Origin of the sequence: Campylobacter sp. JMF_15 NE4 (genome assembly GCF_027737645.1) — a bacterium.
Lineage (GTDB): Bacteria > Campylobacterota > Campylobacteria > Campylobacterales > Campylobacteraceae > Campylobacter_B.
Map to the genome: position 1 here is coordinate 87,798 of NZ_JAOVTY010000004.1, position 22,347 is coordinate 110,144.

Annotated in this window: 20 protein-coding genes; 8 read left to right on the forward strand and 12 right to left on the reverse strand. The window is 41.6% G+C overall.

Annotation, left to right across the window (positions count from 1 at the left end; translation table 11 throughout):
• Positions 1–31: 31 nt before the first annotated feature.
• Together OFN98_RS07745 and OFN98_RS07750 are read right to left on the reverse strand one after the other, a co-directional pair.
• A complete protein-coding gene (locus OFN98_RS07745) occupies positions 32–673 on the reverse strand; it encodes a hypothetical protein (protein ID WP_270876657.1) in 642 nt (213 codons plus the stop codon).
• Between the two features lie 9 nt (positions 674–682).
• A complete protein-coding gene (locus OFN98_RS07750) occupies positions 683–1,780 on the reverse strand; it encodes a CinA family protein (RefSeq protein ID WP_270862555.1) in 1,098 nt (365 codons plus the stop codon).
• Between the two features lie 119 nt (positions 1,781–1,899).
• Between OFN98_RS07750 and ileS the strand changes: the two genes are divergently transcribed.
• The 8 genes from ileS (at position 1,900) to OFN98_RS07790 (ending at position 10,857) form a co-directional block, all read left to right on the forward strand.
• Entirely contained in the window at positions 1,900–4,662 is a 2,763-nt protein-coding gene (ileS, locus tag OFN98_RS07755; protein WP_270876658.1) for an isoleucine--tRNA ligase, read from the forward strand.
• 99 nt (positions 4,663–4,761) lie between these two features.
• Positions 4,762–6,120 (forward strand): Asp-tRNA(Asn)/Glu-tRNA(Gln) amidotransferase subunit GatA, encoded by a 1,359-nt coding sequence (gene gatA / locus OFN98_RS07760; protein WP_270874935.1) that lies wholly within the window; start codon positions 4,762–4,764, stop codon positions 6,118–6,120.
• A 1-nt stretch (position 6,121) separates the two neighbouring features.
• On the forward strand, positions 6,122–7,573 hold the full coding sequence (gene guaB, locus OFN98_RS07765) for an IMP dehydrogenase (protein WP_270874936.1): 1,452 nt from the start codon (positions 6,122–6,124) through the stop codon (positions 7,571–7,573).
• Entirely contained in the window at positions 7,570–8,676 is a 1,107-nt protein-coding gene (gene metX, locus OFN98_RS07770) for a homoserine O-acetyltransferase MetX (RefSeq protein ID WP_270859253.1), read from the forward strand. The genes guaB and metX overlap by 4 nt, the downstream gene beginning before the upstream one ends.
• Complete coding sequence (gene xseB, locus OFN98_RS07775) at positions 8,666–8,860, forward strand: exodeoxyribonuclease VII small subunit (RefSeq protein WP_270859252.1); 195 nt, start codon at positions 8,666–8,668, stop codon at positions 8,858–8,860. Before metX ends, xseB begins: the two co-directional genes overlap by 11 nt.
• Positions 8,853–9,677 (forward strand): carbon-nitrogen hydrolase family protein, encoded by an 825-nt coding sequence (locus tag OFN98_RS07780; RefSeq protein ID WP_270874937.1) that lies wholly within the window; start codon positions 8,853–8,855, stop codon positions 9,675–9,677. The genes xseB and OFN98_RS07780 overlap by 8 nt, the downstream gene beginning before the upstream one ends.
• Complete coding sequence (locus tag OFN98_RS07785; protein WP_270874938.1) at positions 9,674–10,333, forward strand: HesA/MoeB/ThiF family protein; 660 nt, start codon at positions 9,674–9,676, stop codon at positions 10,331–10,333. The genes OFN98_RS07780 and OFN98_RS07785 overlap by 4 nt, the downstream gene beginning before the upstream one ends.
• Before the next feature lie 8 nt (positions 10,334–10,341).
• Positions 10,342–10,857: a phosphotransferase-like protein gene (locus tag OFN98_RS07790; RefSeq protein ID WP_270874939.1), complete on the forward strand. Its 516-nt coding sequence runs from the start codon at positions 10,342–10,344 to the stop codon at positions 10,855–10,857.
• Positions 10,858–10,896: 39 nt separating this feature from the next.
• On the opposite strand, the gene ribD is transcribed toward OFN98_RS07790, so the two are convergent.
• The 10 genes from ribD to bamA all read right to left on the reverse strand — a co-directional run bounded on the left by ribD (position 10,897) and on the right by bamA (position 22,298).
• On the reverse strand, positions 10,897–12,051 hold the full coding sequence (gene ribD, locus OFN98_RS07795; RefSeq protein ID WP_270874940.1) for a bifunctional diaminohydroxyphosphoribosylaminopyrimidine deaminase/5-amino-6-(5-phosphoribosylamino)uracil reductase RibD: 1,155 nt from the start codon (positions 12,049–12,051) through the stop codon (positions 10,897–10,899).
• Positions 12,048–12,560: a tetratricopeptide repeat protein gene (locus OFN98_RS07800; RefSeq protein ID WP_270874941.1), complete on the reverse strand. Its 513-nt coding sequence runs from the start codon at positions 12,558–12,560 to the stop codon at positions 12,048–12,050. Before OFN98_RS07800 ends, ribD begins: the two co-directional genes overlap by 4 nt.
• Positions 12,561–12,980: a ribosome maturation factor RimP gene (gene rimP, locus OFN98_RS07805; protein WP_270866615.1), complete on the reverse strand. Its 420-nt coding sequence runs from the start codon at positions 12,978–12,980 to the stop codon at positions 12,561–12,563.
• Entirely contained in the window at positions 12,973–13,338 is a 366-nt protein-coding gene (gene rbfA / locus OFN98_RS07810) for a 30S ribosome-binding factor RbfA (RefSeq protein ID WP_270859239.1), read from the reverse strand. The genes rimP and rbfA overlap by 8 nt, the downstream gene beginning before the upstream one ends.
• 9 nt (positions 13,339–13,347) lie before the next feature.
• On the reverse strand, positions 13,348–16,020 hold the full coding sequence (gene infB / locus OFN98_RS07815) for a translation initiation factor IF-2 (protein WP_270876659.1): 2,673 nt from the start codon (positions 16,018–16,020) through the stop codon (positions 13,348–13,350).
• Positions 16,021–16,252: 232 nt separating this feature from the next.
• Positions 16,253–17,134, reverse strand: coding sequence for a homoserine kinase (gene thrB, locus OFN98_RS07820; RefSeq protein WP_270862543.1), 882 nt, complete (start codon positions 17,132–17,134; stop codon positions 16,253–16,255).
• A gap of 8 nt (positions 17,135–17,142) precedes the next feature.
• Positions 17,143–17,553, reverse strand: coding sequence for a glycoprotease (locus OFN98_RS07825; RefSeq protein WP_270862542.1), 411 nt, complete (start codon positions 17,551–17,553; stop codon positions 17,143–17,145).
• A gap of 51 nt (positions 17,554–17,604) precedes the next feature.
• Positions 17,605–18,489 carry a UDP-3-O-acyl-N-acetylglucosamine deacetylase gene (lpxC, locus tag OFN98_RS07830; RefSeq protein WP_270874943.1) on the reverse strand — a complete coding sequence of 295 codons (885 nt, stop codon included), beginning with the start codon at positions 18,487–18,489 and terminating at the stop codon, positions 17,605–17,607.
• Positions 18,490–18,537: 48 nt separating this feature from the next.
• Complete coding sequence (locus OFN98_RS07835) at positions 18,538–19,917, reverse strand: M23 family metallopeptidase (protein WP_270874944.1); 1,380 nt, start codon at positions 19,915–19,917, stop codon at positions 18,538–18,540.
• 131 nt (positions 19,918–20,048) lie between these two features.
• A complete protein-coding gene (bamA, locus tag OFN98_RS07840) occupies positions 20,049–22,298 on the reverse strand; it encodes an outer membrane protein assembly factor BamA (RefSeq protein ID WP_270870022.1) in 2,250 nt (749 codons plus the stop codon).
• Positions 22,299–22,347: the final 49 nt, after the last annotated feature.

Below are 22,347 nucleotides of genomic sequence, written 5' to 3' on the forward strand. Positions count from 1 at the left end.
AAATTTGCGCTGTATTTTACGCAAATTTGACTTAAATTTTTAAATCCTCGTCCTGCGAATTTTCATAATGTTTTTCAATTTTTTTGCCATTATTAATCATATCGCCAAAGATATTTAAAATCTGTCCGAAACTCGAATTTGCGTCCTTTGCCAAATCCATCAAATCCTTTTCGATCCCGCCTAGTGAGCCATTTAAATCGCGCACGATCTTCTCGCCTTTTTTGGCTAAATCCTCTAATTTATCCGCGTTTTTTTCGGCAAATTCATTTAAAATTTTCGGTGCTTCCTTGCTTAATCTTTCCAAATTTTCGCCCAAAATTTTAGCCGTTGCGGCAAATTCATCAATCGTTTCGTTGATATCTTTTGAAATTTTGCCCTCAGGCTTTGGCACTAGCTCGATTTGAACCTTTGGTTTAGCGTTTTGGCTCAAATTTGCCTCTGGCGCAGGCTCGCTTGAAGCAGTGCTTCCTGGCGCAGGCTTAGGCACGCTTTCGCTAGCCGATAAATTTTTATCCAAATTTATCTGAATTTTTGGCTCATTTTTCTCAACCATTTTTTGAGATTTTTTTTCGATCTCTTTCTCGATATCTAGGCCGTTTTGGCTAGATTTGTCGCTGTCGCTACACGCACTAAAAATAAGCGCGCAAGCAAGCAAAATTCCACATTTTTTCATACTCTCTCCTTAGTTTAAAAATAAATCACTTCTTAATTTCAAAAGCAAGCAAACTGCGATATTTGCGGCCTCTTCGCGGATATAGTTGCGATCTCCGTTTAGATGAAATTTGCCGATTATCTGTCGCCCACCAAGCTCTTTTGCCCCGATAAATACCGTTCCTACGGGCTTTTCATCGCTTCCACCCCCAGGTCCTGCTATCCCGCTAATGGCTAGGGCAAAATTCGCCCCCGAACTCTCCAATGCCCCACCAAGCATACCTGCGACGCATTGCTCGCTCACTGCGCCGTAATCTTGCAAAACCTCATCGCTCACATCTAGCCACGCGCGCTTTATCTCGTTTGCATAGCTTACCACCGAGCCGTCAAAAATATCGCTCACACCGGCTATTTCGCCAAATTTAGCCGCTAAAAGTCCAGCCGTGCAACTCTCTGCAAATGTGATTTTCGCCCCGATTTCTCGCAATTTCTCCACGGCGTGAGAGATGAAATTTTTAGGCGCGATAAACGAGTTTGCGTAGTATTTGCTCACGCTGTCTAAAAATTTATCCAGCGCGCCAAATTTCTGCTCGCTAGCGCGCACAAAGAGCAAAAATGAGCTGTATTCACTGATGATAAATGAAATTTTATAGCTTAACGCTAGGCTTTCAAGTCTAGCTTTTGCGCTCGCATAGTCTGTGTCAAATAGATAAAACCCCTCGCCCTCATTTAGGGGATCTTGCAAAATTTGGGGCAGTTTTTGCAAGGGGTCTGCTTTTAGCACATTTACAAGGCAACCCTTAATATCTAGCAAAAAACTATCCTTTACCACAAATTTAGCTGCCGATGGGGCTAGCGTGCCACAATCTTTAAGCTCCAAAGTATCAAGCGTGAGCGTGGAGAGGATTTTCCCTGCGATTGCATAAGCAACTTTTGTCGCAAAAATCGTGATATAATCGTATTTGCCGAGCATTTTTTCTATCAAAAATGGCAAATTTTTATCATTTTCATTTATAAATTTAATATCATCAATCACGCCGAAAACCTGCTCGTATTCGCGCAAAATATAGCTAAAAAATGGCGGATTGTAGCGGATAGCTTCGCCGATGATTAAAATCACATTTTTCATAAATTTCGACCTTTAAATTTTTGCCATTATAGCATAAAAAATTCTTGCATTTTCAGTCCTTTTTAAAAGCCTTTTTGCTACACTTACCAAATTTTTTAAAACACAATTAAAGGTTTTTTATGGATTACAAAGAAACACTTTTTCTCCCTACTACGGACTTCCCTATGCGAGGCTCACTCCCAGCGAACGAACCAGCGCGATTTTCTAGCTGGTATAACGAGCGAGCAATTTATGAAAAAATGAAAGCCAAACGCAAAAACGCGGGCGTCAGCTTTAATATCCACGACGGCCCACCTTATGCCAACGGACACCTGCATATCGGTCATGCGCTGAATAAATTTTTAAAAGACATTATCACTAAAACCCACTATTTTTTCGGTGAAAATATCCGCTATGTCCCAGGCTGGGACTGCCACGGCTTGCCGATTGAGCAACAAGTAGAAATCAAAATGGGCGACGCGAAAAAATCAGCTACCAAGCACGAAATCCGTGAGCTTTGTCGCGCACACGCGAAAGATTTTATTGATATCCAAAGAGATGAATTTAAAAGCCTTGGCGTAATTGGGGATTGGGAAAATCCATATTTGACACTGAAATTTAACTTCGAAGCTGAAATTTACAAAACCCTTTGCAATATCGCTAAAAAGGGTATTTTAATCGAGCGCAGTAAGCCTGTATTTTGGAGCTGGGCGGCAAAAAGCGCGCTAGCTGAGGCAGAGGTCGAGTATAAGGACAAAGAGGATTATTCGATTTATGTGGCTTTCGATTTAAGCGATGAAGCAAACGCCAAAATCGGCGCAAAAGGCGCAAAAGCCGTGATTTGGACGACTACGCCTTGGACGCTTCCAGCAAACGGCGCAATCAGCCTAAATCCAAACGAAACCTATGTCCTAACAGCCGAAAATTTCATACTTGCAAAACCGCTTTTAGAAAATTTAATCGGCGCAGGTATCACAAATGGCGAAATTTTAAAAGAATTTAGCTCAAAAGAGCTAGAAAATTTATACGCAATCAACCCGCTAAATGATAGAAGCTCAAAATTTATCCTAGGCGAACATGTCTTAATGGACGGCGGAACAGGCTTAGTCCATACCGCCCCAGGACACGGCGAGGACGATTATTTCGTGGGCTTAAAATACAGCATAGAGGTGCTAATGCCAGTCGATGAGGCAGGGTGTTTTGATGAAACACTGCGCGCGAAGGGGCTATTTAGGGCTGGTGTCGTAGATGAAATGGTCGGCATGCACATTTTCAAAGCAAATGAAAAAATAGTCGAAATTCTTGGCGATGCGGTGGTAAAAGTCGGCAAATTTACCCACTCATACCCACACTGCTGGCGCACGCACAAACCAGTAATTTACCGCGCTACAAAGCAATGGTTCATCGCTATGGATAAAGAATTTAGCGGCGGAAAAACACTGCGCCAGATCGCGCTTAGCGAAATCAAAAAGATCAAATTCTACCCAGCCACTGGCGAAAATCGCCTTACAGCGATGATTGAAAACCGCCCTGATTGGTGCATTTCAAGACAGAGAGATTGGGGTGTGCCGATTGCGTTTTTCCGCGATCGTGGCACAAAAGAGCCGATTTTCGATGAAAAAATAATGGATCATTTATACGAAATTTTCAAAGCCAAAGGTGCTGATGCGTGGTGGGATAGCGAAATTTGCGATCTTTTACCACAAGGCTCTGGCTACAACCCTGAAAATTTAGAGAAAGTTACCGATATTTTAGATGTTTGGTTCGATAGTGGATCGACTTGGAACGCTGTGCTAAAAAGCGGCGAATACGACGCAGGCGCGTTTCCAGCCGATATGTATTTAGAGGGCTCAGACCAGCACAGAGGCTGGTTTCAAAGCTCGCTTTTGCTAAGTTGCGCTGTAAATGAGTTCGCTCCGTATAAAAGCGTCTTAACTCACGGCTTCACCGTCGATGAGAAGGGTCAAAAAATGAGCAAATCCGTAGGCAACATCGTCCTTCCACAAAAAGTCGCCAAAGAATACGGCGTGGAGATTATGAGATTATGGGTTGCGCTAAGCGATTACTCCACAGATTTGAAAATCAGCGAAAATATCCTAAAACAAGTCAGCGAGCAATACCGCAAAATTCGCAATACAATTCGCTTTTTGCTAGCAAATGTTAGCGACTTAGAAGAGCTTGAAACCTCAAATTTCACAACCCTTGATAAGTGGATTTTAACCCGCGCAGTAAGGACTTTTGGCGCGGTTGAAGATAGTTTTAGAGAGTATGATTTCTCAAAAGGATTTAACCAACTTCTAAATTTCCTAAGCGCAGATTTAAGCGGAATCTACCTAGACATCATCAAAGACCGCCTTTACTGCGACCATATCGACGAACCAAGACGCAGAAGCGCGCAAAGTGCGCTAGTGCTAATTACCAGAGCGCTGCTGCCTCTGATTGCGCCTACGCTAACTTACACAATCGATGAAGTAATGCAATACGCGCCAAGTATCGTTAAAAACGGCAAAGAAGACGCTTTTGATTTGATTTATGCGCCGATTGAATTTAGCGATTTTGTCGAATATGATGAAATTTTAGAGCAATCAAGAGAGAAATTTTTCGAAATCATCGACGCGCTCAAAAAAGACAAAATCATCAAATCAACCCTAGAACTCGCTTTGCAAACTAGCTCAAATGAAATTTTATCTTACGATATTTTGGGCGTGAGTGATTGGTTTATGGTAAGCGATGTAACCTCGCTAGATGGCAACAGCGATAATGCTTTGGCAGAATTTCGCATAGGTGATGAAATTTTCCGCCTTGTAAAATCTGATAAATTTAAATGCCCAAGATGCTGGAAATTTAGCGCAAAAGAGCAAGATTGCCTATGCCCAAGGTGTGCAAAGGTGCTAAATGCTTAGTTCGCCTCAACATTTTAGTATAGTAGTTCTCACAATCGCGCTAATCTTTGTCTGCATAGGCGTGGGGATAAAATTTGTAATAAAATTTAAGGATAAAAAATGATAAGTTTAAAAGAGGCTTTGAAACTGAGCCCTAGCGAAATTTTGGCACTTCGCGCAGATTTAAAAAGCCAAATCATAGCCAATAAAAGCCTTGGCGCGTATGTCGAGCAGCTAAGTGGCGAGGAGCTAAACGAAAGTGGCGCAGGTGTGCCAATCGCGATTAAAGATAATATTCAAGTCAAAGGTTGGAGCGTAACGGCAGGTTCTAAAATCCTGCAAGGCTACATTGCGCCTTATGACGCAACCGTAATTAAAAAGCTAAAAGAGGCAAATTTAGCTCCATTTGGTCGCACCAATATGGACGAATTTGCCATGGGAAGCACGACAGAGAGCTCGTATTATGGCAAAACTCTAAATCCACTCGATCACACTCGCGTCCCAGGCGGAAGTAGTGGCGGAAGTGCCGCTGCTGTGGGAGCTGGTCTAGCCATCGCAGCCCTTGGTAGCGATACAGGTGGCTCTATCCGCCAGCCAGCAGCCTTTTGTGGTTGCGTGGGATTTAAGCCAAGCTATGGCAGGGTTAGCCGTTACGGTCTGGGCGCGTATTCATCTAGCCTAGATCAAATCGGACCAATCACGCAGAATGTCGAGGACGCGGCGATCTTATACGATATCATCGCGGGACACGACACTATGGATAGCACGAGCTACGCTGGCGAGTTTATCAGCACGGCAGATAAATTAAATAGCGAGCGCAAACTTACAATCGCAGTCATCGAAAACTACCTAAACGAGGCTAGCGATGAGATTAAAACTGCGCTAAATTTGGCAATCGAGAAGCTAAAAAGCTTCGGACACAAGATAATTTATAAAAATTTGTTAAATTCCAAATACGACATCGCCACATACTATATCATCGCCACAGCCGAAGCTAGCGCAAATTTAAGCCGATATGACGGCGTGCGATACGGGAACCGCGCAAAGGCGTCAAATTTAAACGAACTTTACGCAAACACCCGTGGCGAGGGATTTGGCGACGAGGTCAAACGCAGAATGCTTCTAGGAACATTTGTGCTAAGTAGCGGTTACTACGACGCTTACTACATAAAAGCGCAAAAAGCCAGAGCCTTTATCAAGGCTGAATATGAGGAAATTTTAAAAGAGGCTGATTTGATTTTTATGCCGATTGCGCCTGATGTGGCGTATAAATTTGGCGAGTTAAACGACCCGCTAAAAGCTTATCTTAGCGATATTTACACAATCGGCGTAAATTTAGCAGGACTTCCAGCGATTTCCGTGCCAGTAGCTAGAAATTCACAAAATTTAAATATCAGCGCACAACTAATAGGACGCGCTTATGACGAACAAACGGTGCTTGACGGCGGGTTAAATTTAGAAACAATCGTAAGGGGTTAAGATGAAAATTTTGAAAAAAGCTTTGACATTTGAAGATGTTTTGTTGGTGCCACAATACTCTGAAATTTTACCAAAAGATGTAGATTTAAAGACAAAATTTACCAAAAATATCACTCTAAATACGCCACTTGTGAGTGCTGCTATGGATACGGTTACCGAGTATCGCACAGCTATCATGATGGCTCGCCTTGGTGGTATTGGCGTAATCCACAAAAACATGGATATCGAAAGCCAAGCCAAAATGGTGCGCCGCGTGAAAAAAAGCGAAAGTGGCGTCATCATCGATCCGATTTTTATCAAAGCCACAGCTAGCGTGCAAGATGCGCTAAATTTGATGGCTGAATACCACATTAGCGGAATTCCAGTCGTTGATGACGAGCATAAATTAATCGGAATTTTAACTAACCGCGATTTGAGATTTGAAAGCGATACCTCAGCGCGCGTTGGCGATAAAATGACTAAAATGCCACTAATCACGCTCAAAAAGGGCTCGACGCTAGATGACGCTGAGAAAGTTTTCCGCAATACCAAGGTAGAAAAACTTCCGATTGTTGATGAAAACAACCATTTAGAGGGATTAGTTACCATTAAAGATATCAAAAAACGCATCGAATACCCTCTTGCTAACAAAGACGCTTATGGCAGACTTCGCGTAGCAGCCGCCATTGGCGTAGGTCAGATTGATCGCGCAAAAGCCCTTGTCGAAGCAGGCGTAGATGCGATTGTAATGGATTCTGCTCACGGACATACCAAAGGTATCATAAACACCCTAAAAGAGCTTAAAAAACAACTAAATGTCGATGTCGTAGTAGGAAATGTCGCGAACCCAGAGGCTATCAAAGATATCGCCGAAGCTGGCGCAGACGCGATAAAAGTCGGTATCGGACCAGGCTCAATCTGCACCACTAGAATCGTCGCAGGTGTGGGCGTGCCACAATTTACCGCAATTGTAGATTGCGCAAACGAAGCGGCTAAATTTGGCGTTCCAATCATCGCAGACGGCGGTATCAAATACTCAGGCGAAATCGCCAAGGCCCTAGCAGCAGGTGCTAGCTCAGTAATGATGGGAAGCGTGCTAGCTGGGTGCTACGAAACCCCTGGCGAGCTAATCACCTTCCAAGGTCGCCAGTATAAAACATACCGCGGTATGGGCTCAATCGGCGCTATGCAAAAAGGAAGCTCTGATAGATATTTCCAAGAAGGCACCGCCAAAGAAAAACTCGTCCCAGAAGGCATCGAAGGACGCGTCCCTTATGCTGGTATGCTAAAAGATGTAATCTTCCAGCTAGTAGGCGGTCTAAGAAGCGCTATGGGGTATTGCGGAAGCAAGGATATCCCTACCTTGCAAGAAAAAGCTGAATTTGTCGAAATCACAAGCGCAGGACTTAAAGAGAGCCATGTCCATGATGTCATCATCACGCAAGAAGCGCCAAACTACCGAGTTAATCAGTGAAAATCCAAACCAAAACCCACTATTTTGACGAACCGCTCTATTTAGAGAGCGGTCGTGTTTTTTCTAAATTTCACCTAGCTTACGAAACTTACGGCGAGCTAAATTCCGATAAATCAAATGTCATTGTCATCACACACGCTCTAACTGGTAGCGCACACGCTGCTGGCAGATACGAAAATGAAAGCAAGGCTGGCTGGTGGGACAACCTAATCGGCGATGGCAAGGCAGTAGATACGAGCAAATTTTTCGTCATCTGCATAAATATCCTCTCATCGCCCTTTGGCTCAACCTGCCCGCTAGATATCGATGATAGCACCGGCAAGGAGTATCGCACACGCTTTCCTGTGCTTGTAATCTCAGATGTCGTAAAGGCGCAGGTTAGATTGCTAAGCGAGCTTGGGATTTCGCGGGTAAAAGCCGTAATCGGCGGGAGTTTAGGCGGTATGCAGGCTCTGTGCTACGCAATCGAATACCCAAATTTCGCCGAAAATATTTTCGCACTAGCCACCACTTATGCCACGCAGCCTTGGGCGATAGCATTTAATAAAATCGCAATCAGCGCAATTAAGAGCGATCCAAATTTCAAAGGCGGGTATTATGACAAAGATGAAATCGCCAAATCCGGCCTAAACGGCATGGCGGTAGGTCGCATGGCTGGGCATATTAGCTTTTTAAGCCCTGCTTCGATGAACGAAAAATTTGGGCGAAATTATGTAGAAACTGACGGACTTTACGAGCTTGACGGCAGGTTTCAAGTAGATCGCTACCTAGACTACAATGGGGTAAATTTCTCTCATCGCTTCGATCCGCTATGCTACCTTTATATCGCAAAAATGATGAATCTTTTCGATTGCACGAGGCATTATGGCTCGCTAAAAAACGCCATGGCGCAAATTCGCGCGAAACTATTTTTGATTTCGTTTTCTGGCGATATTTTGTTTCCGCCAAATTTAATGGAGGAAATGTATAAATGCATGATTGATCTTGGCGCGAAAGAGCGCGTGTTTTACACGCAAATCGACAGCGATTACGGACACGACGCATTTTTGGTCGAGGTGGAAAAATTTGACTATATCATTAAAAGGGTTTTAGATGCAAGATAATTTTGAAGAAAAAATGAAAAAAATAGGCGAGCTATTGGAGAGCTTAAACGACAAAGACATCACGCTAGATCGCTCTGTGGAGCTGTATAAAAGCGGAATTTGCCTGCTAAAAGAGGCGAAGGAAATTTTAGAAAACGCCAAACTTGAAATCACGCAAATAAACGAAGGTGCGCAAAATGATTAAAATCTGCGCTCTACAACTCGCCACGCTTTCGATGAGCGAAAATCGCATTGATTATTATATGAAAATAGCCCACGACAATGGCGCAAAAATCGTGGTTTTGGGCGAATACACGCTCAATTCGTTTTTTACCGAGCTAAAACACATGCCAAGCTCAATCACGCAAAAACAAAGCGAACACAAAATGGAGCTAATGCAAAATTTGGCCAAAAAATACGATTTACACATCATCGCGCCCATAATTCGCCAAAGCAGTAGCGAGGCTGGCGAAATCGCATGGATCAAATCCTGCGCGCATTTTAGCCCCTCTGGCGTGAAATTTTACGACCAGACAATGCTAATAAACTACTCGCACTGGAACGAGGACGAGTTTTTCCTAAACGCCAAAATTCACGAAAACGGCAAATTTGAGCCACTGATTTTCGAGATTGAAGGGGTGAAATTTGGCGTTTGTTTTGGGTTTGAAGCGCATTTTGATATGGTGTGGCAACGCTTCGACCACGAAAGCGTTGATTGCGTGCTAATCCCCACAGCTTCGACATTTGAGTCAAATTTGCGCTGGGCAGAACTGCTTAAAATGCGAGCCTTCACGCACTCGGCGTATATCGTGCGCACAAACCGCATAGGCGAGGCGAAATTCGGCGATATGGACTTTAAATTTTATGGCGGCAGTTTCCTAGCGAATCCTTACGGCGAGATTATCAACGAATTGCGCGATGAAGAGGGCGCGCTAATGTGCGAAATAGACCCTGCTATCGTGCGCGAAGCTACGGAATTTTGGGGCTTTAAGGCAAATTTGAAAAACAAAGGCTTTGCGTGAAATTTTTCCACAGACAAATCCAGCTTTGGGGCGAGGATACCCAAAACGCCCTAGCGCAAAAATCCGTCCTAATCATCGGCTCTGGCGGGCTTGGAAGCTCATTTGCGTATGCGCTAGGAGCCAGCGGGATCGGGCGAATTGACATTGTCGATTTCGACACAGTGTCGCTTCATAATATCCACAGGCAAATTTTATTTTCGCTTAGCGATGAGGGACGATACAAGGCCGATATTTTCAAAGAGCGCGTTCAGGCTCGATACGATGGAGTGCGTGTGAATACGCACAAAATGAAAGCTGATGAATTTTTTGCGAATTGCGCGGATAAATTTGACCTGATTTTAGATGCGACTGACAATCTCGCCACCCGCGCGCAAATTGACGAGTTTGCCAAGCAAACTGCCACGCCATGGGTGTTTAGCTCGGTCGATAGCTTTCAGGTGCAGGTCTGCTTCGTAAGCGAGGCGAATTTCAAATTTTTCCCAAATTTGGGCGCCACGCCAGCTGGAATTGCTGCGCCGATTGTGATGTTTGCAGCGAGTTTTGCGGCAAATTTAGCTTTGCGCTATTTAGCGGGTTTGAGCGTGAAAAAAGACATGCTTTATTATCTAAATTTTTTCTCGGGCGAATTTGAAACCAAAAAAATCGCTCTTGTTTAGGGCAAAAAATGGTTATACTCATAACGGGCGCTTCGCATACGGGAAAAACGCTTTTGGCACAAAGATTGTTGGAAAAGTATAAATTTCCGTATTTTTCAATCGATCACCTAAAAATGGGGCTAATTCGCTCAAAAAATACAAATCTTACGCCAAATGACGATGAAGCACTAACGCCATATCTGTGGCAAATCGTGCGTGAAATAATCAAAACTGCGATTGAAAACGGGCAAAATTTAATCATCGAAGGTTGTTATGTGCCGTTTTCTTGGCGGAGTGATTTTAGCGAAAAATATTTGCGCCAAATTCGTTTTATAGCCTTAGCAATGAGCGATAAATTTATCGATGAAAATTTTGATAAAATCAAAAAACATAGCTGTGATATAGAAAATAGGCTTGATGATACGACCTGCACAAAAGAAAATTTAAAAGCGGATAATCAAAATTTTATAAAGGGCTTTTTAAACAACGGCGAGAAAATCGTTTTGATTGATGATGATTATGAAAAAACTATAAGTAAGCTTTAAATTTAAAATTTAGGCTAAATTTGAAGCCCAAATTTCGATTTATTTATCGTTTTCTAACTCATACCAGCCAAATTCATCATTATCAAATTTGCTTGTGAAAAGTGGCTTAAATTTCAAATCGCTTCTGAAATTTTGCCCGTTTTTGAGCTCATTTGAGCGAAAAAACAGAAATAAATTTACTTTATCGGCGATTTCATTTAGCAAATTTTGCCCGCCTTCTATCATCACTAAGCCTGAATTTAAGGCAGTTTGCAAATCATTTGTGATAGCTACTTTGCGACCCGCAACGCTAAAAAGCGGGATAGTTTTATCAAATTCGCTTTGCCTAGAATAGATAGAAATATTTGGATTTTTTCCGCTTAAAATCAGCCTAGTATCGAGCCTAGGGCGATCTATTCGCACGGTATTTCCGCCGATAAGCAAAGCGTCGCAAACATTGCGTAAATAGTGCGAAAATGTGCGAGATTTTAAATTTGAAATTTCGCCAGTAATCACGCCGTTTGCCGAGAAAGCTAGTTTAAAAAAGCTAAAATTTCCGCCATTTTGCCACTGCAAAAACGGCTTTAAAAGCGCGTCGCACTCGTCTTTCAAAACGCCAAATTCCACTTCCACGCCACTTTGCGCTAAGATTTCGCCGCCACCACTAGCTTTTTCGCTTAAATCCGCAGAGCCGATTACGACTTTTTTAAAGCCTAAATTTTTAAGCAAATTCGCGCACGATGGCGTTTTGCCGATATGGGCGCAGGGTTCGAGCGTAACAAAAGCGGTAGCATTTTTAAGTAAATTGCCGTGATTTTGCGTGATAAATTCATAAACGAAATTTGCGTTTAAATTTTTAAACTCTAAAATTTGATTTGCAAAGCCTGATTTTGCGGACACTGCGTCTGAATTTTCAAAAAAATCGCCGTAGATTAGATTGTGAGAATTTTTGCAAATTTCGCTCAAATCCACGCCAAATTCGCTTTCATAAATTTGTAAAAATTTATTTAAAAATTCATCGCTTATCTCACAAAGTGCCACAAAAACGGCGTTTGCTTCGGCGTGAAGTAGTCCAGCTTTTTTATGAGAATTTATGCTTAAAATTTTGCCGTGCGTATCGGCTACTACGCACCCCACAGCAGGATTTGGAAAGGTTAAAATTTGATATTTCCACGCTTCATTTAGAGCCAAACTCATATAAAATTCGTTAGTCATTTTAAACTCTTTTGAATTTTTAAATTCATATTTTTCATAATTTTATCTTGTTTTGATTTGTCACAAAAATCTCTGTTTAAATCGCAAATTTTTGCACCAAATTCAAGCCCTTGTTTGATTTGCAAGGGATTTTTTGGCTCGGCTTCTAAAATTTTATTCATCGCTTGATAGCAACTTGGAATAAATTTTAACTCACAACCTTTTTCAAAATATTTCATCGAATTTTCAAAATCATTTTTATCGCTATATAAAATTCCTAGATTGTGGCAACTTTGCGGTATTTTTTTATCACAAGCTTTTGTATAGTATTGAAAGGCTCTATCTAAATTTATATCTATTTTTGGCTCTTCGCTTCCTACATGAGACCAATATCCAGCATTATGACAACTTTTAGTTTTGCCATAATCACAAAGTTTGGCTTCAAAATTATCAACTCCATAAACAAAAGTTATGTAAAGAGCACCTATAAAAATTATCCATCCAACTAGGCTAATTAGCAAAACTTTCATCTACCACTCAATATAAGTTTTCGCCTTTTTTATATCGCTAAATTTAATGCAAATTTCGCCGTCAGTAGTATCTAAGTATAAATTTTCATCTTCGAATTTAAGGATTTTTCCGCAAATTTTATCTTTTTCGCTCGTGGTTATTTTGACTAACTCGCCCACGCTTTTGCTAAAATGCTCCATTTTGCTTAGTTTTCTCTCCAACCCGGGACTCGATACTTCTAAAAAATACTCCCCGCTAACAGGCGGTTCGACATCGAAAATCGGCGATAAAATGCGACTTAGTCTTTCGCAGTCTTCTAAGCTCACGCCACCAGTTTTAGTTACAAAAACTCTATAAATCGTTTTGCCGTTTTCGCTAGCTGTTTCGCAATCGTAAAATTCCAGCCCACACTCGCTGGCAAGGGCGTTTAAATCAACCATTTTTATTTAAATCCTTACTAATTTTTTCAAACAAATCGTCCATTTTGTTTTGGTATTCGAGCCTATCGTCGAATTTGAAGTGAAGCGCAGGTGAGCGAAACCAGCCTTCTGCTTCCATGCAGTGGTTTTGGATAAAACGGCTTACTTTTTTGAGTTTTGCCAAGATTAGCTCTTGTTCCCTTTCGTCTAAGCCCATTTTATCGAGATATACAAAGGCGTCATAGCGTCCTCTTTTGCACTCGACATCGGTTACGCAAAGCCCGTGCAAAAACTCATCATCAAGCTGCGATAAAGCCTGTGGAATCAGCTCTTTTAGGACACTTGCGGTTCGTAGTCGTCTTACTTCGTGAGCATTCATAAATCACCTTTATAGCGTGGCTTGTTCTTCTTTTTCTTTGAAGCTTTCGATGAAATCCCCAACGCGCATATCGTTGTATCCGTCGATACCGACACCACACTCGAAGCCCTTAGCGACCTCTTTTGCGTCATCTTTAAAGCGTTTAAGCGAGCTAATATTTCCTTCAAACACAACCACGCCGTCGCGGATAACGCGAATTTTAGCTCCCCGTTGGATACTGCCTTCTGTAACCATACAACCTGCAATCTGTCCGATTTTTGGCACATTGATGACTTGGCGAATTTCAGCTTGACCAAGGTCTTCTTCTCTGATAATCGGGCTCATTAATCCGCCCAAAATCGCCTTAACATCGTCAAGTAAGTTATAAATGACATTGTAAGTTTTTATCTCTACACCCCGTTCTTTGGCTTTTTCTTTGACTTCGCCTGTCGGGCGAATATTAAAACCTAAAATCACGCAGTTTTCACTCGCACTTGCTAGCCCCACATCGTTTTGCGTGATACCGCCTACGCCTGAGTGGATAATATCCACTTTGACTTCGTCATTGCGAAGTTTTTCTAAACTTGCCTTAATGGCTTCAAGAGAGCCAACCACATCGGCTTTTACGATAACAGGAAGCGATTTTAACTCGCCTTCTGCGATTTTTGCGCTTAGCTCGTCGATTGTAACCTTTGTAGATTTTGATAGCTCTTTTTGGCGTTGATGTTCGTAAATTCGGCTCGCATACTCTCTTGCTTCTTTATCGCTTCCAACGCCAATTAGCGTTTCCCCGGCTTCTGGAACTTCGCTAAGACCGATGATAACACCACACTCACCCGGAGCAATCGAGCTTAGCTTTTTGCCTTTATCATCATTTAGAGCTCTAACCTTTCCATACGCCACACCCGCAACTACCGTGTCGCCGACTTTTAGTGTGCCGTTTTGCACAATCACGGTGGCAACAGGACCACGACCCTTTTGAAGTGAGCTTTCGATAATGGTTGCTTTTGCTTGGCGAGTTTTGTCGGCTTTTAATTCAAGCAAATCGGCTTGAAGCAAGACGATTTCAAGCAAATCCTCAATTCCCATACCTGTTTTAGCTGAAATCGGCACAAATTCATAGCTTCCGCCCCACTCGGTCGGCATTATATCAAGTTCCGCAAGTCCTGTTTTTACCAAATCAGGATTTGCGTTTTCTTTATCCATTTTATTAATAGCGATGATTATCGGCACACCGGCAGCTTTGGCGTGATTTACGGCTTCTTTTGTTTGCGGTTTTACGCCGTCATCTGCCGCAACCACGATAATAACAATGTCGGTAACTTCGGCACCTCTGGCACGCATAGATGTAAATGCTTCGTGTCCCGGGGTATCGATAAATGTGATATTTCGTCCGTTTTTCTCGACCATATACGCACCCACATGTTGGGTGATACCGCCTGCTTCGCCGCTAACGACGCGTGAATTTCTAATGAAATCAAGCAAACTAGTCTTTCCGTGATCGACATGCCCCATAATGGTAATTACTGGCGCTCTTGTGGTTAAATTTTCTTCAACTACTTCATCTTCGTAAGCCTTGACATAGTCGAATTCCTCGGCTTCATTTACGATATTTATCTCAATGCCAAATTCGTCTGCCAAAATTTCAATCGCGTCTTCGTCCAAAAAGTCGTTTTTAGTCGTCATCATGCCAAGCAAAAATAGCTTTGAAATGATTTCACTAGGCTGTTTTTTGATTTTTTCGGCAAATTCATAAACACGAATTTCTTTTGGGATATTTACCGATGTTACGCTCTGCTCATCGTCTTTTTTGACGACTTTTTTATGTTTTTTGCGACTTCCACGGCTAATACCAGTATCGTTCCCATAAAACTGCGTTTGCGAACCTTTGTAGATATTTGGTTGATTTTTGGTTTTTGTTTTGTTTTCGACTTGGATAGGCTTAACGGTGAGATCTGGCAAAACTACCATATCTTCATCATCATCGATGACTATGTCGGCTAGTTCGTGGTCGCTAACCAAATCGATTTTTTGGGTATCTTCTTTTTTAGAGACAGCGATTTTTTTCTTTTCGGCTTTTTTCTTTTTCAAATTTAACTCAGCGTTTGAGAAAATCGCCTCCAAGCTAGCGCTTACCTTTTCGCGGCTTTCGCTTGGTTTTTCCACCTTTGGTACTTCGGTGTCTTTTTTCTTTTTGACTATCACCAAACCACGGCGCTTTTGCAAACTCTCGCTAGCTAGGCTCTCGCCACTATTTATTTGAGGGGTTTGCGCTTCGGACTTGGATTTTGGCTCGGTTTTAACTTCGGCTTTTGCTTCGATTTTTGTTTCGCTTTTTGGTTGAGAGTGCGGCTTTTCCTCTTTTGGCTCAGGTTTTGGCTCAGACTTTGGCTCTTTGCTTTGAGAATTTTCAGCCTTTGGCTCTGTTTTTTTGCTCTGAGTTTTTTTAGGCTCATCTTTTTTGGTTTCGCTCTGCTTTTTTGGCTTCGCAGGAGCTTTTTTAGCACTAGATTTTGGCTTTAAAGACTCTGGCAAAATTCCTGTTTGAATATACTCATATATAGCCGCTGCTTCTTCGTTGCTTACCTTGTTTGACGCGGTTTTGACCTTAGTATAGCCCATTTCTTGCGCTTTTTCGATGATGTCTTTGCTTGCGTATCCAAGCTCAGCCGCGATGTCACTGATTTTAACTCCCTCAGCCATTTAAAACCCTCTCCTTAATAATCTCAAAATTTTCATATTTTCTAAATTTTGATAAATATTTAATAATTTTTTCTTTTTGATTTATACATTGATTGCAAATATAAAATTGCCGTTTTGAATTTTCTTTTTTGAAATTTTGTACAAAGGCATTAAGCCCCGCCTTAGCAAATCTACCTCTACAAATAACGCACATTCTTATCGGTTTATTCATAAAATTATATCTTACTTTTTCTTAGCTAATATTAAAGCCGTTATTATCTATATTTAAAATTTCTACCTTGAAATTTTTAAATTTATCCGCCAGCGCATTTTTTATCTTTTGCGCGTCGCTAGCATGGGCTAAATTTAAAAATGTCGAGCCACTACCGCTGAGCGAACTCATAATCGCGCCATTTGCGTAAGCCACTTCACGCACGCTAAATAGCTCAGGTAGCGCGCTCATACGCACCTCCTCGTGCATTTTATCCACACAAGCAAGCCTTAGGCTATCATAATCTTTTTTCATAAAACACGCCGTCAAAAACGCAGCGTGCGAAAGGTTGCTCACGCAATCTTTGATAGTAAAACTCTTAGGCAATTTTCCGCGAGATTCGTTTGTAGGCATTGGCGTATCCGGGATAACGACGATAGCCTTGATATCAGCGTCGATCTCGCACTTTTGCGAATAGACATTTTTGCCAGAAGTTATGCTCGAAACAAACCCGCCATAAGTCGCCGGGGCGATATTGTCAGGGTGGTTTTCGTATTCTAGGGCGAGATTTAAAATTTTGCCCCTATCTACGCTAAATCCGCGCATATAATACGCTGCCGCGATTGCTCCGACTATCACAGCCGACGAGCTTCCAAGACCGCGCGAAAATGGGATATTGTTTTGAAATGAAATTTTGAAATTTTGGTTTGGATTTCCACCTAGTTTGGTGTAAATTTCGCGGAAAATGTTTAAAAACGCATTATTTTTTTTAAGCCACGCCTTTTCGCTTCCATATCCATTTAACGAGATACAATGAAAGCTATTTTCGCAAATCTCTACTTCGTTAAAAAGCTCTAAACTAAGTCCTAGTGCGTCGAAGCCTGGTCCCAAATTTGCGCTGGTGGCGGGAATTTTTATAATCAAATTTTCTCCTAAACTGCATCAATAATGTAATTTGGTAGTATATCATTGCTTTTATTTAAAGTTGATAAATTTTGCGGTAATTTCATAGGAGCAGGCTCTAATTTTGCCATTTTTATCTCGCCATTTTCGTAAATATATGAAAATGCCTTGTTTGCCCTGATCGGCGAAAATCCATTTAGCTCAAATCCACTGACCGCGTAAAGTGGCAAATTTAGGGCGATACTAAGCGTTTTTAGCATTACAAAGCTAACTTTTATGCCCATAAAAGAGCCAGGTGTATTCGCATAGATAAGCTCTGAAATTTTATACTCTTTTAAAATTTGAGAAAATTTTTCTACCAAAAATTCATCGGCTTTTTGCCCTGGCGCGCTAGAAAATTCTAAAATTTTGTCATTTTTCTCGTAAATACCGACAAGCACGGGCGAAGTGAGTGCTACGACTAAAACGCTGATTTCTTTGATGTTTTGCCCTTACGCGAAAGCTTTTTGATACTCTCTTACGATTTGCGCGTTTAGCTCGACTAATTCATAATTTTTAGCGTCGCTAAATACAGCCTCGGTGAGCTTGTGATTTAGATCATGGCTTCCAGCAAATGATGTGTAATCGCCCAAAATAGGCGCTCCACTAAGTGCCAAATCGCCAATAGCGTCTAAAATTTTATGGCGGACGAATTCGTTTTCATAGCGCAAACCCTCTGGGTTTAAAATTTTATTATCATCGATTACGACGGCATTTTCTAGGCTTCCACCAAGTGCTAAGCCTATAGAACGAAGCGCTTGAACATCTTTTAAAAATCCAAATGTTCTAGCCCTAGAAATTTCTTTAATATAAGCCTTTTTGCTAAATTCAAAGACATGGTGCTGTGTGCCGATAATCGGATTTGAGAATTTAATCGTATAATCAAATTTAGGCCTTGCACTTGGGCTTAGGCGGACGAATTTATCGCCCTCTTTGACCTCGACATCGCGTTTGATGATAATGACTTTTTTATTCGTATCTAGCTCTTTGATCCCAGCCTCGTCCAAAAGCATACAAAAACTCGCCGAGCTTCCGTCCATTACAGGGATTTCGTTCGCATCGACGATAATGCGTATATTGTCGATTCCATAGCTTGAAATCGCGCTCATTAGGTGCTCTATCGTAGAGACATAGCCCTTTTCATTGCCCACGACAGTGGCCATTTGGGTATTTACGACATTTTGGGGCGTTGCTTTAAAACTAATTCCAAGGTCGCTTCTATAAAATACTATTCCGCTACCTGCTTCCAAAGGCTCCAATGTAAGTCTGATTGGCTCACCTTTATGCAATCCGATACCGACACTATGGACTTTTTTAGCTATTGTTCTTTGTCTCATTTTTCCCTCATTTCATTAATTTTTGCATTATAGCGAAAAATTTGAAATTTATTTTCCTTTTTCGATAACTTTTTTCGCACTTTCGAGCACATCGCTCACATTATCCTTGATCCACTTCGGATCCATCCACTCCTCTGGCCTTACTTCCACGCCCTGAACCACTATACCAAAGTGCAAATGATCGCCAAAGGCAAAGCCAGTGGCGCCAGTTTGGGCTAAGATATCGTTTGGTTTGACCTGATCGCCCACGCTAAGGGCCGAATTCGAGCAGTGCGCATACACGCCATAAACTCCAAATCCATAATAAACGCCCAAATTTAGGCCATAAATTCCATTATCTTGCAAAAACACGACCACGCCATAATTACTCTCTTTAATATCTGCATTTGCCACGCTAGCAAGATCAAGCCCCATGTGCCAACTCTCGCTAACTTGCTCGCTGTTTAAGAAAAACAGCCTGTGATCGGCGAAACTCGCTACCGCAGCGCCCTTTGCAAGCGGATAAAACGGATGAAGCGAAAACTCGCTTATCATATCCTCATGCACCCTGCTCGTAAATGCGTGCAGATCCTTGGCGTTTTGTTCGCGCAAAGTCTCATTTACAAATTTAAATTTATCCAAATCGCTCATAGAGTTGAAATTTTGCGCATGTTGGCTGGCTAGATCGCTAACCTTGCCTGAGAGAAAATTTTCGCTAAGTTTGATTTGCGAGACTTTGTATTTTTTATCGCTGTAAAAGTAGCGAATCTGCGACGAGCTGACATTGCCAGCCTTGTCGGTTGCTACGATTTCGGCGCGAAATTCATCTTCGTTTGCCGGCCAGGCTACAAGCGAAGCGTAATATCCCTCTTTGACAAACGGCGTAGCTTTGAAAATTTTGCCATAATTTGTGCGGATAAAAACCTCATCTAGCATTTCATCGCTAGCGCTGAAAACAACCACAGCCGAGCCACCTTTGGTTATTTTATACGAATTTGCGACCAAATTTATCAAAGGTTTTTTGTTGTCGATGATTATATTTACGACTTTATCGGTTTTGTTACCTTTGGTGAAATTCCACGCGCTAATATCGCCAGCTTCGATGTGCAGTTTGTATTTTTTATCTTTATTTAGGATTAAATTTTTTGGAAATTCAACTGCAATTTCTAGCTCTTTTTGGCTTATGCCATACTCTTCATCTTTTAGCGGAGTTAAATTTTCCCCGTCATTTAGGCTTATTTTTATTGATTTTACGCCAGTATCATCTGAAATTTTAACCTTCAAAGGTGAGATTAAATTCCAATAAATTTCATCTGCAATTTCGATTTTAGGGGGATTTTGTTCAAATTTAGGCGAGGTTAAAAAATGAAAAACTCCATAAGCTATCGCCAAAGTTAGTATTAAAAAAATGAAAATTTTAGGATTTATTCTGCTTCGATTTCTATACATAAATTACCTTGATTTTAAATTAAAGCCTGATTTTACTGAGTTTTTGTAAATCGTAAGTAAAGGATTAGTTAAATTTCATTAAGGTTAAATTTTGGGTAAAAGTGAAATTTACCCAAAATTTACGCCAAATTTTAGTTAAATCTAGCTCCAATGCTAAATTCGAAACTATTTGTCTTATCGTGTGGTTTTTCGTTAAGCGGTTTTGTGAAATACAGCTGCAACGGCCCCATCGGTGTGAGCCACTCGATACCAGCACCTGCACTATATCGCTCTTCCTCGTTCCAGTCATTGTCGCCTATCATACCATAATCGAAAAATGTTACAAGGCGCATTTTCATACGATCGATTAGAGGGAAGCTTAGCTCGACCGAGTTGTTGAAGCTTTGCATACCGCCGGTTTCGACATAACGGCAACTACCACTAGCTACGCAAATTTCTTTACGCGGAATCGATCTAGAATTATATCCTCTCACCGTCCTAATACCGCCTAGGAATAGTTTTTCGTTGATTGGAAGCGGATCGCCTCTATCCCAAACATATCCAGCCGCGGCTTTGTAGCGGAAAATCAAATCGTAATCGATATAATCACGCAATCCAAAGTAGTAATTAAAGCTTCCTTTGGCTTTGGTAAATTCGATATCTCCGCCAAGTCCAGCGTATTCTAGGCTAGCTGTGGCTATGATACCGCTTCGTGGCAGATAGTAATCATCTGTGCTATTGTATGTAAGTGCCGGCGTAATCGAGCTTTTTATGCTTTCGTGGTTACGATAACCAGCAGCTGCGTAGTATTCATTTAGACCCTCGATTTCTGTCTTTTCTAGGTAGTATGTCAAACTTGCGCTTAAATTTCGTCCTAGCTTTCTGCCAAGCGTCAAGGCAAATCCGTAAGATTTCTCCTCGTAATCGTCCCAGTCATAGTCATTAGCAAAGACCATACCACCGAGGCTGTATTCTGAATCGAAAATTCTAGGATTTGTAAGGCTTACTCTACCGCTTAATTTATCATCTGATTTTTCTACCGATACCGAGCCGCTTAATCCTGTTCCAAAGACATTTCTATCGCTAATTCCACCACTTAGTAGCAATCCATCATCGCTACCATATCCAATACCGCCTGTAATCGAGCCGGTTGGGGTTTCTTGGACTACGACTTCTAAATCTAGCTGATCGTCGCTCACCCTAGTTTCTTTGATTTCGACATTTTCGAAATATCCCGTGCGTTTAAGAGCCGCGATAGAATCAGCATAATCGGTTCTGCTAAATAAATTTCCCTCAGTTAGATACATTTCGCGTCTAACGACTTTATCTTCTGTTTTGTCGTTGCCAGAGATTGTTACATTTCTGATATAGACTTTATTTTCAGGTATGATTTTATAAGTTATGCCTATGGTTTTGGCCTCTCTGTCTTGATCGGTTTGCGGGACGACCTTGACATAAGCATATCCTTGATCGGCGACTAAGGTTTCGATTTTTTGGATATCGCGACGCATCCAGTCTGAATTCATCGTATCGCCCTTTTCGAGTTTTAGATCGCTTATGACCTTTTCTTTATCCATAGTTACATTTTCTGGGCAGTCGATATCTATACTGCTGACCTTATAACGCTCGCCCTCTGTTACATAGTATGTCAAATCCGCGGTGTAATCGCCAGTATCGGCATTTACGATTGGGGCAGATACCCTAGCGTCAAGGTAGCCTTTTTTGTAGTATTCTTCTTGGATTCTATTTGCGTCGTTTGGCAACTCATTAGCTTTTAGCTGTCCGTCGTTAAAGCCCCATAGCCAGCCAAATACTTCGCGTTGTTTGTTTGAAACAGCTGGTTCGATATCATCATAATCTAGTTTTTTAGCACCGACTAAATTTACCTTTTCGATGATGATGTTTTCGCCTCTATTGACATCGACTATGACATGCACGGCGTTTCCTTCGCTATCAAGCGGTTTTGGGGTAACTTCGACAACAGTGTCAAAAAAGCCCTTTACTTCGTAAAATTGCTTGATTCTAGCGGCGGCATTTTTTGCCAAAACCTCGTCATAAACCTGTCCTGGGCGAAGTCCGATTAGATTTTTGATAGCGTCTTGGTCGTTTGTAACGACATTTTTGATATCGACTTTGGCCACGCTTGGTTTTTCTTTTACGCTAATTGTTACATTTCCGCCCTGTTCGCTGATATACACATCTTCGAAATAGCCCTGAGCAAAGAGATTTGAGATCGCTCGGTTTGTGTTTTCGCCTGTGATTTGATCGCCTATTTGTAGGCCAGAAATAGCAGCTGCAACTTGCGGAGATAGGTGTTTTAAACCCTCGAATTTAATAGTTTGAATTTGCGCTGCGCAAGCAACAGAAACCCCACCTAATAATAAAAACAAACTTTTTCTCATAAAATTTTACCTAGAAATGAAAATAATTGCGTATAATAGCATATTAAAA

Bases quoted from the DNA above. Each gene is read 5' to 3' on its own strand.
- OFN98_RS07780 (WP_270874937.1), top strand. From the start codon at position 8,853: ATGATTAAAATCTGCGCTCTACAACTCGCCACGCTTTCGATGAGCGAA.
- gatA (WP_270874935.1), top strand. From the start codon at position 4,762: ATGATAAGTTTAAAAGAGGCTTTGAAACTGAGCCCTAGCGAAATTTTG.
- OFN98_RS07790 (WP_270874939.1), top strand. From the start codon at position 10,342: ATGGTTATACTCATAACGGGCGCTTCGCATACGGGAAAAACGCTTTTG.
- rimP (WP_270866615.1), bottom strand. From the start codon at position 12,980: ATGGTTGATTTAAACGCCCTTGCCAGCGAGTGTGGGCTGGAATTTTAC.
- OFN98_RS07800 (WP_270874941.1), bottom strand. From the start codon at position 12,560: ATGAAAGTTTTGCTAATTAGCCTAGTTGGATGGATAATTTTTATAGGT.
- ileS (WP_270876658.1), top strand. From the start codon at position 1,900: ATGGATTACAAAGAAACACTTTTTCTCCCTACTACGGACTTCCCTATG.
- lpxC (WP_270874943.1), bottom strand. From the start codon at position 18,489: ATGAGACAAAGAACAATAGCTAAAAAAGTCCATAGTGTCGGTATCGGA.
- guaB (WP_270874936.1), top strand. From the start codon at position 6,122: ATGAAAATTTTGAAAAAAGCTTTGACATTTGAAGATGTTTTGTTGGTG.
- bamA (WP_270870022.1), bottom strand. From the start codon at position 22,298: ATGAGAAAAAGTTTGTTTTTATTATTAGGTGGGGTTTCTGTTGCTTGC.
- OFN98_RS07745 (WP_270876657.1), bottom strand. From the start codon at position 673: ATGAAAAAATGTGGAATTTTGCTTGCTTGCGCGCTTATTTTTAGTGCG.
- xseB (WP_270859252.1), top strand. From the start codon at position 8,666: ATGCAAGATAATTTTGAAGAAAAAATGAAAAAAATAGGCGAGCTATTG.
- rbfA (WP_270859239.1), bottom strand. From the start codon at position 13,338: ATGAATGCTCACGAAGTAAGACGACTACGAACCGCAAGTGTCCTAAAA.
- ribD (WP_270874940.1), bottom strand. From the start codon at position 12,051: ATGACTAACGAATTTTATATGAGTTTGGCTCTAAATGAAGCGTGGAAA.
- OFN98_RS07750 (WP_270862555.1), bottom strand. From the start codon at position 1,780: ATGAAAAATGTGATTTTAATCATCGGCGAAGCTATCCGCTACAATCCG.
- infB (WP_270876659.1), bottom strand. From the start codon at position 16,020: ATGGCTGAGGGAGTTAAAATCAGTGACATCGCGGCTGAGCTTGGATAC.
- OFN98_RS07835 (WP_270874944.1), bottom strand. From the start codon at position 19,917: ATGTATAGAAATCGAAGCAGAATAAATCCTAAAATTTTCATTTTTTTA.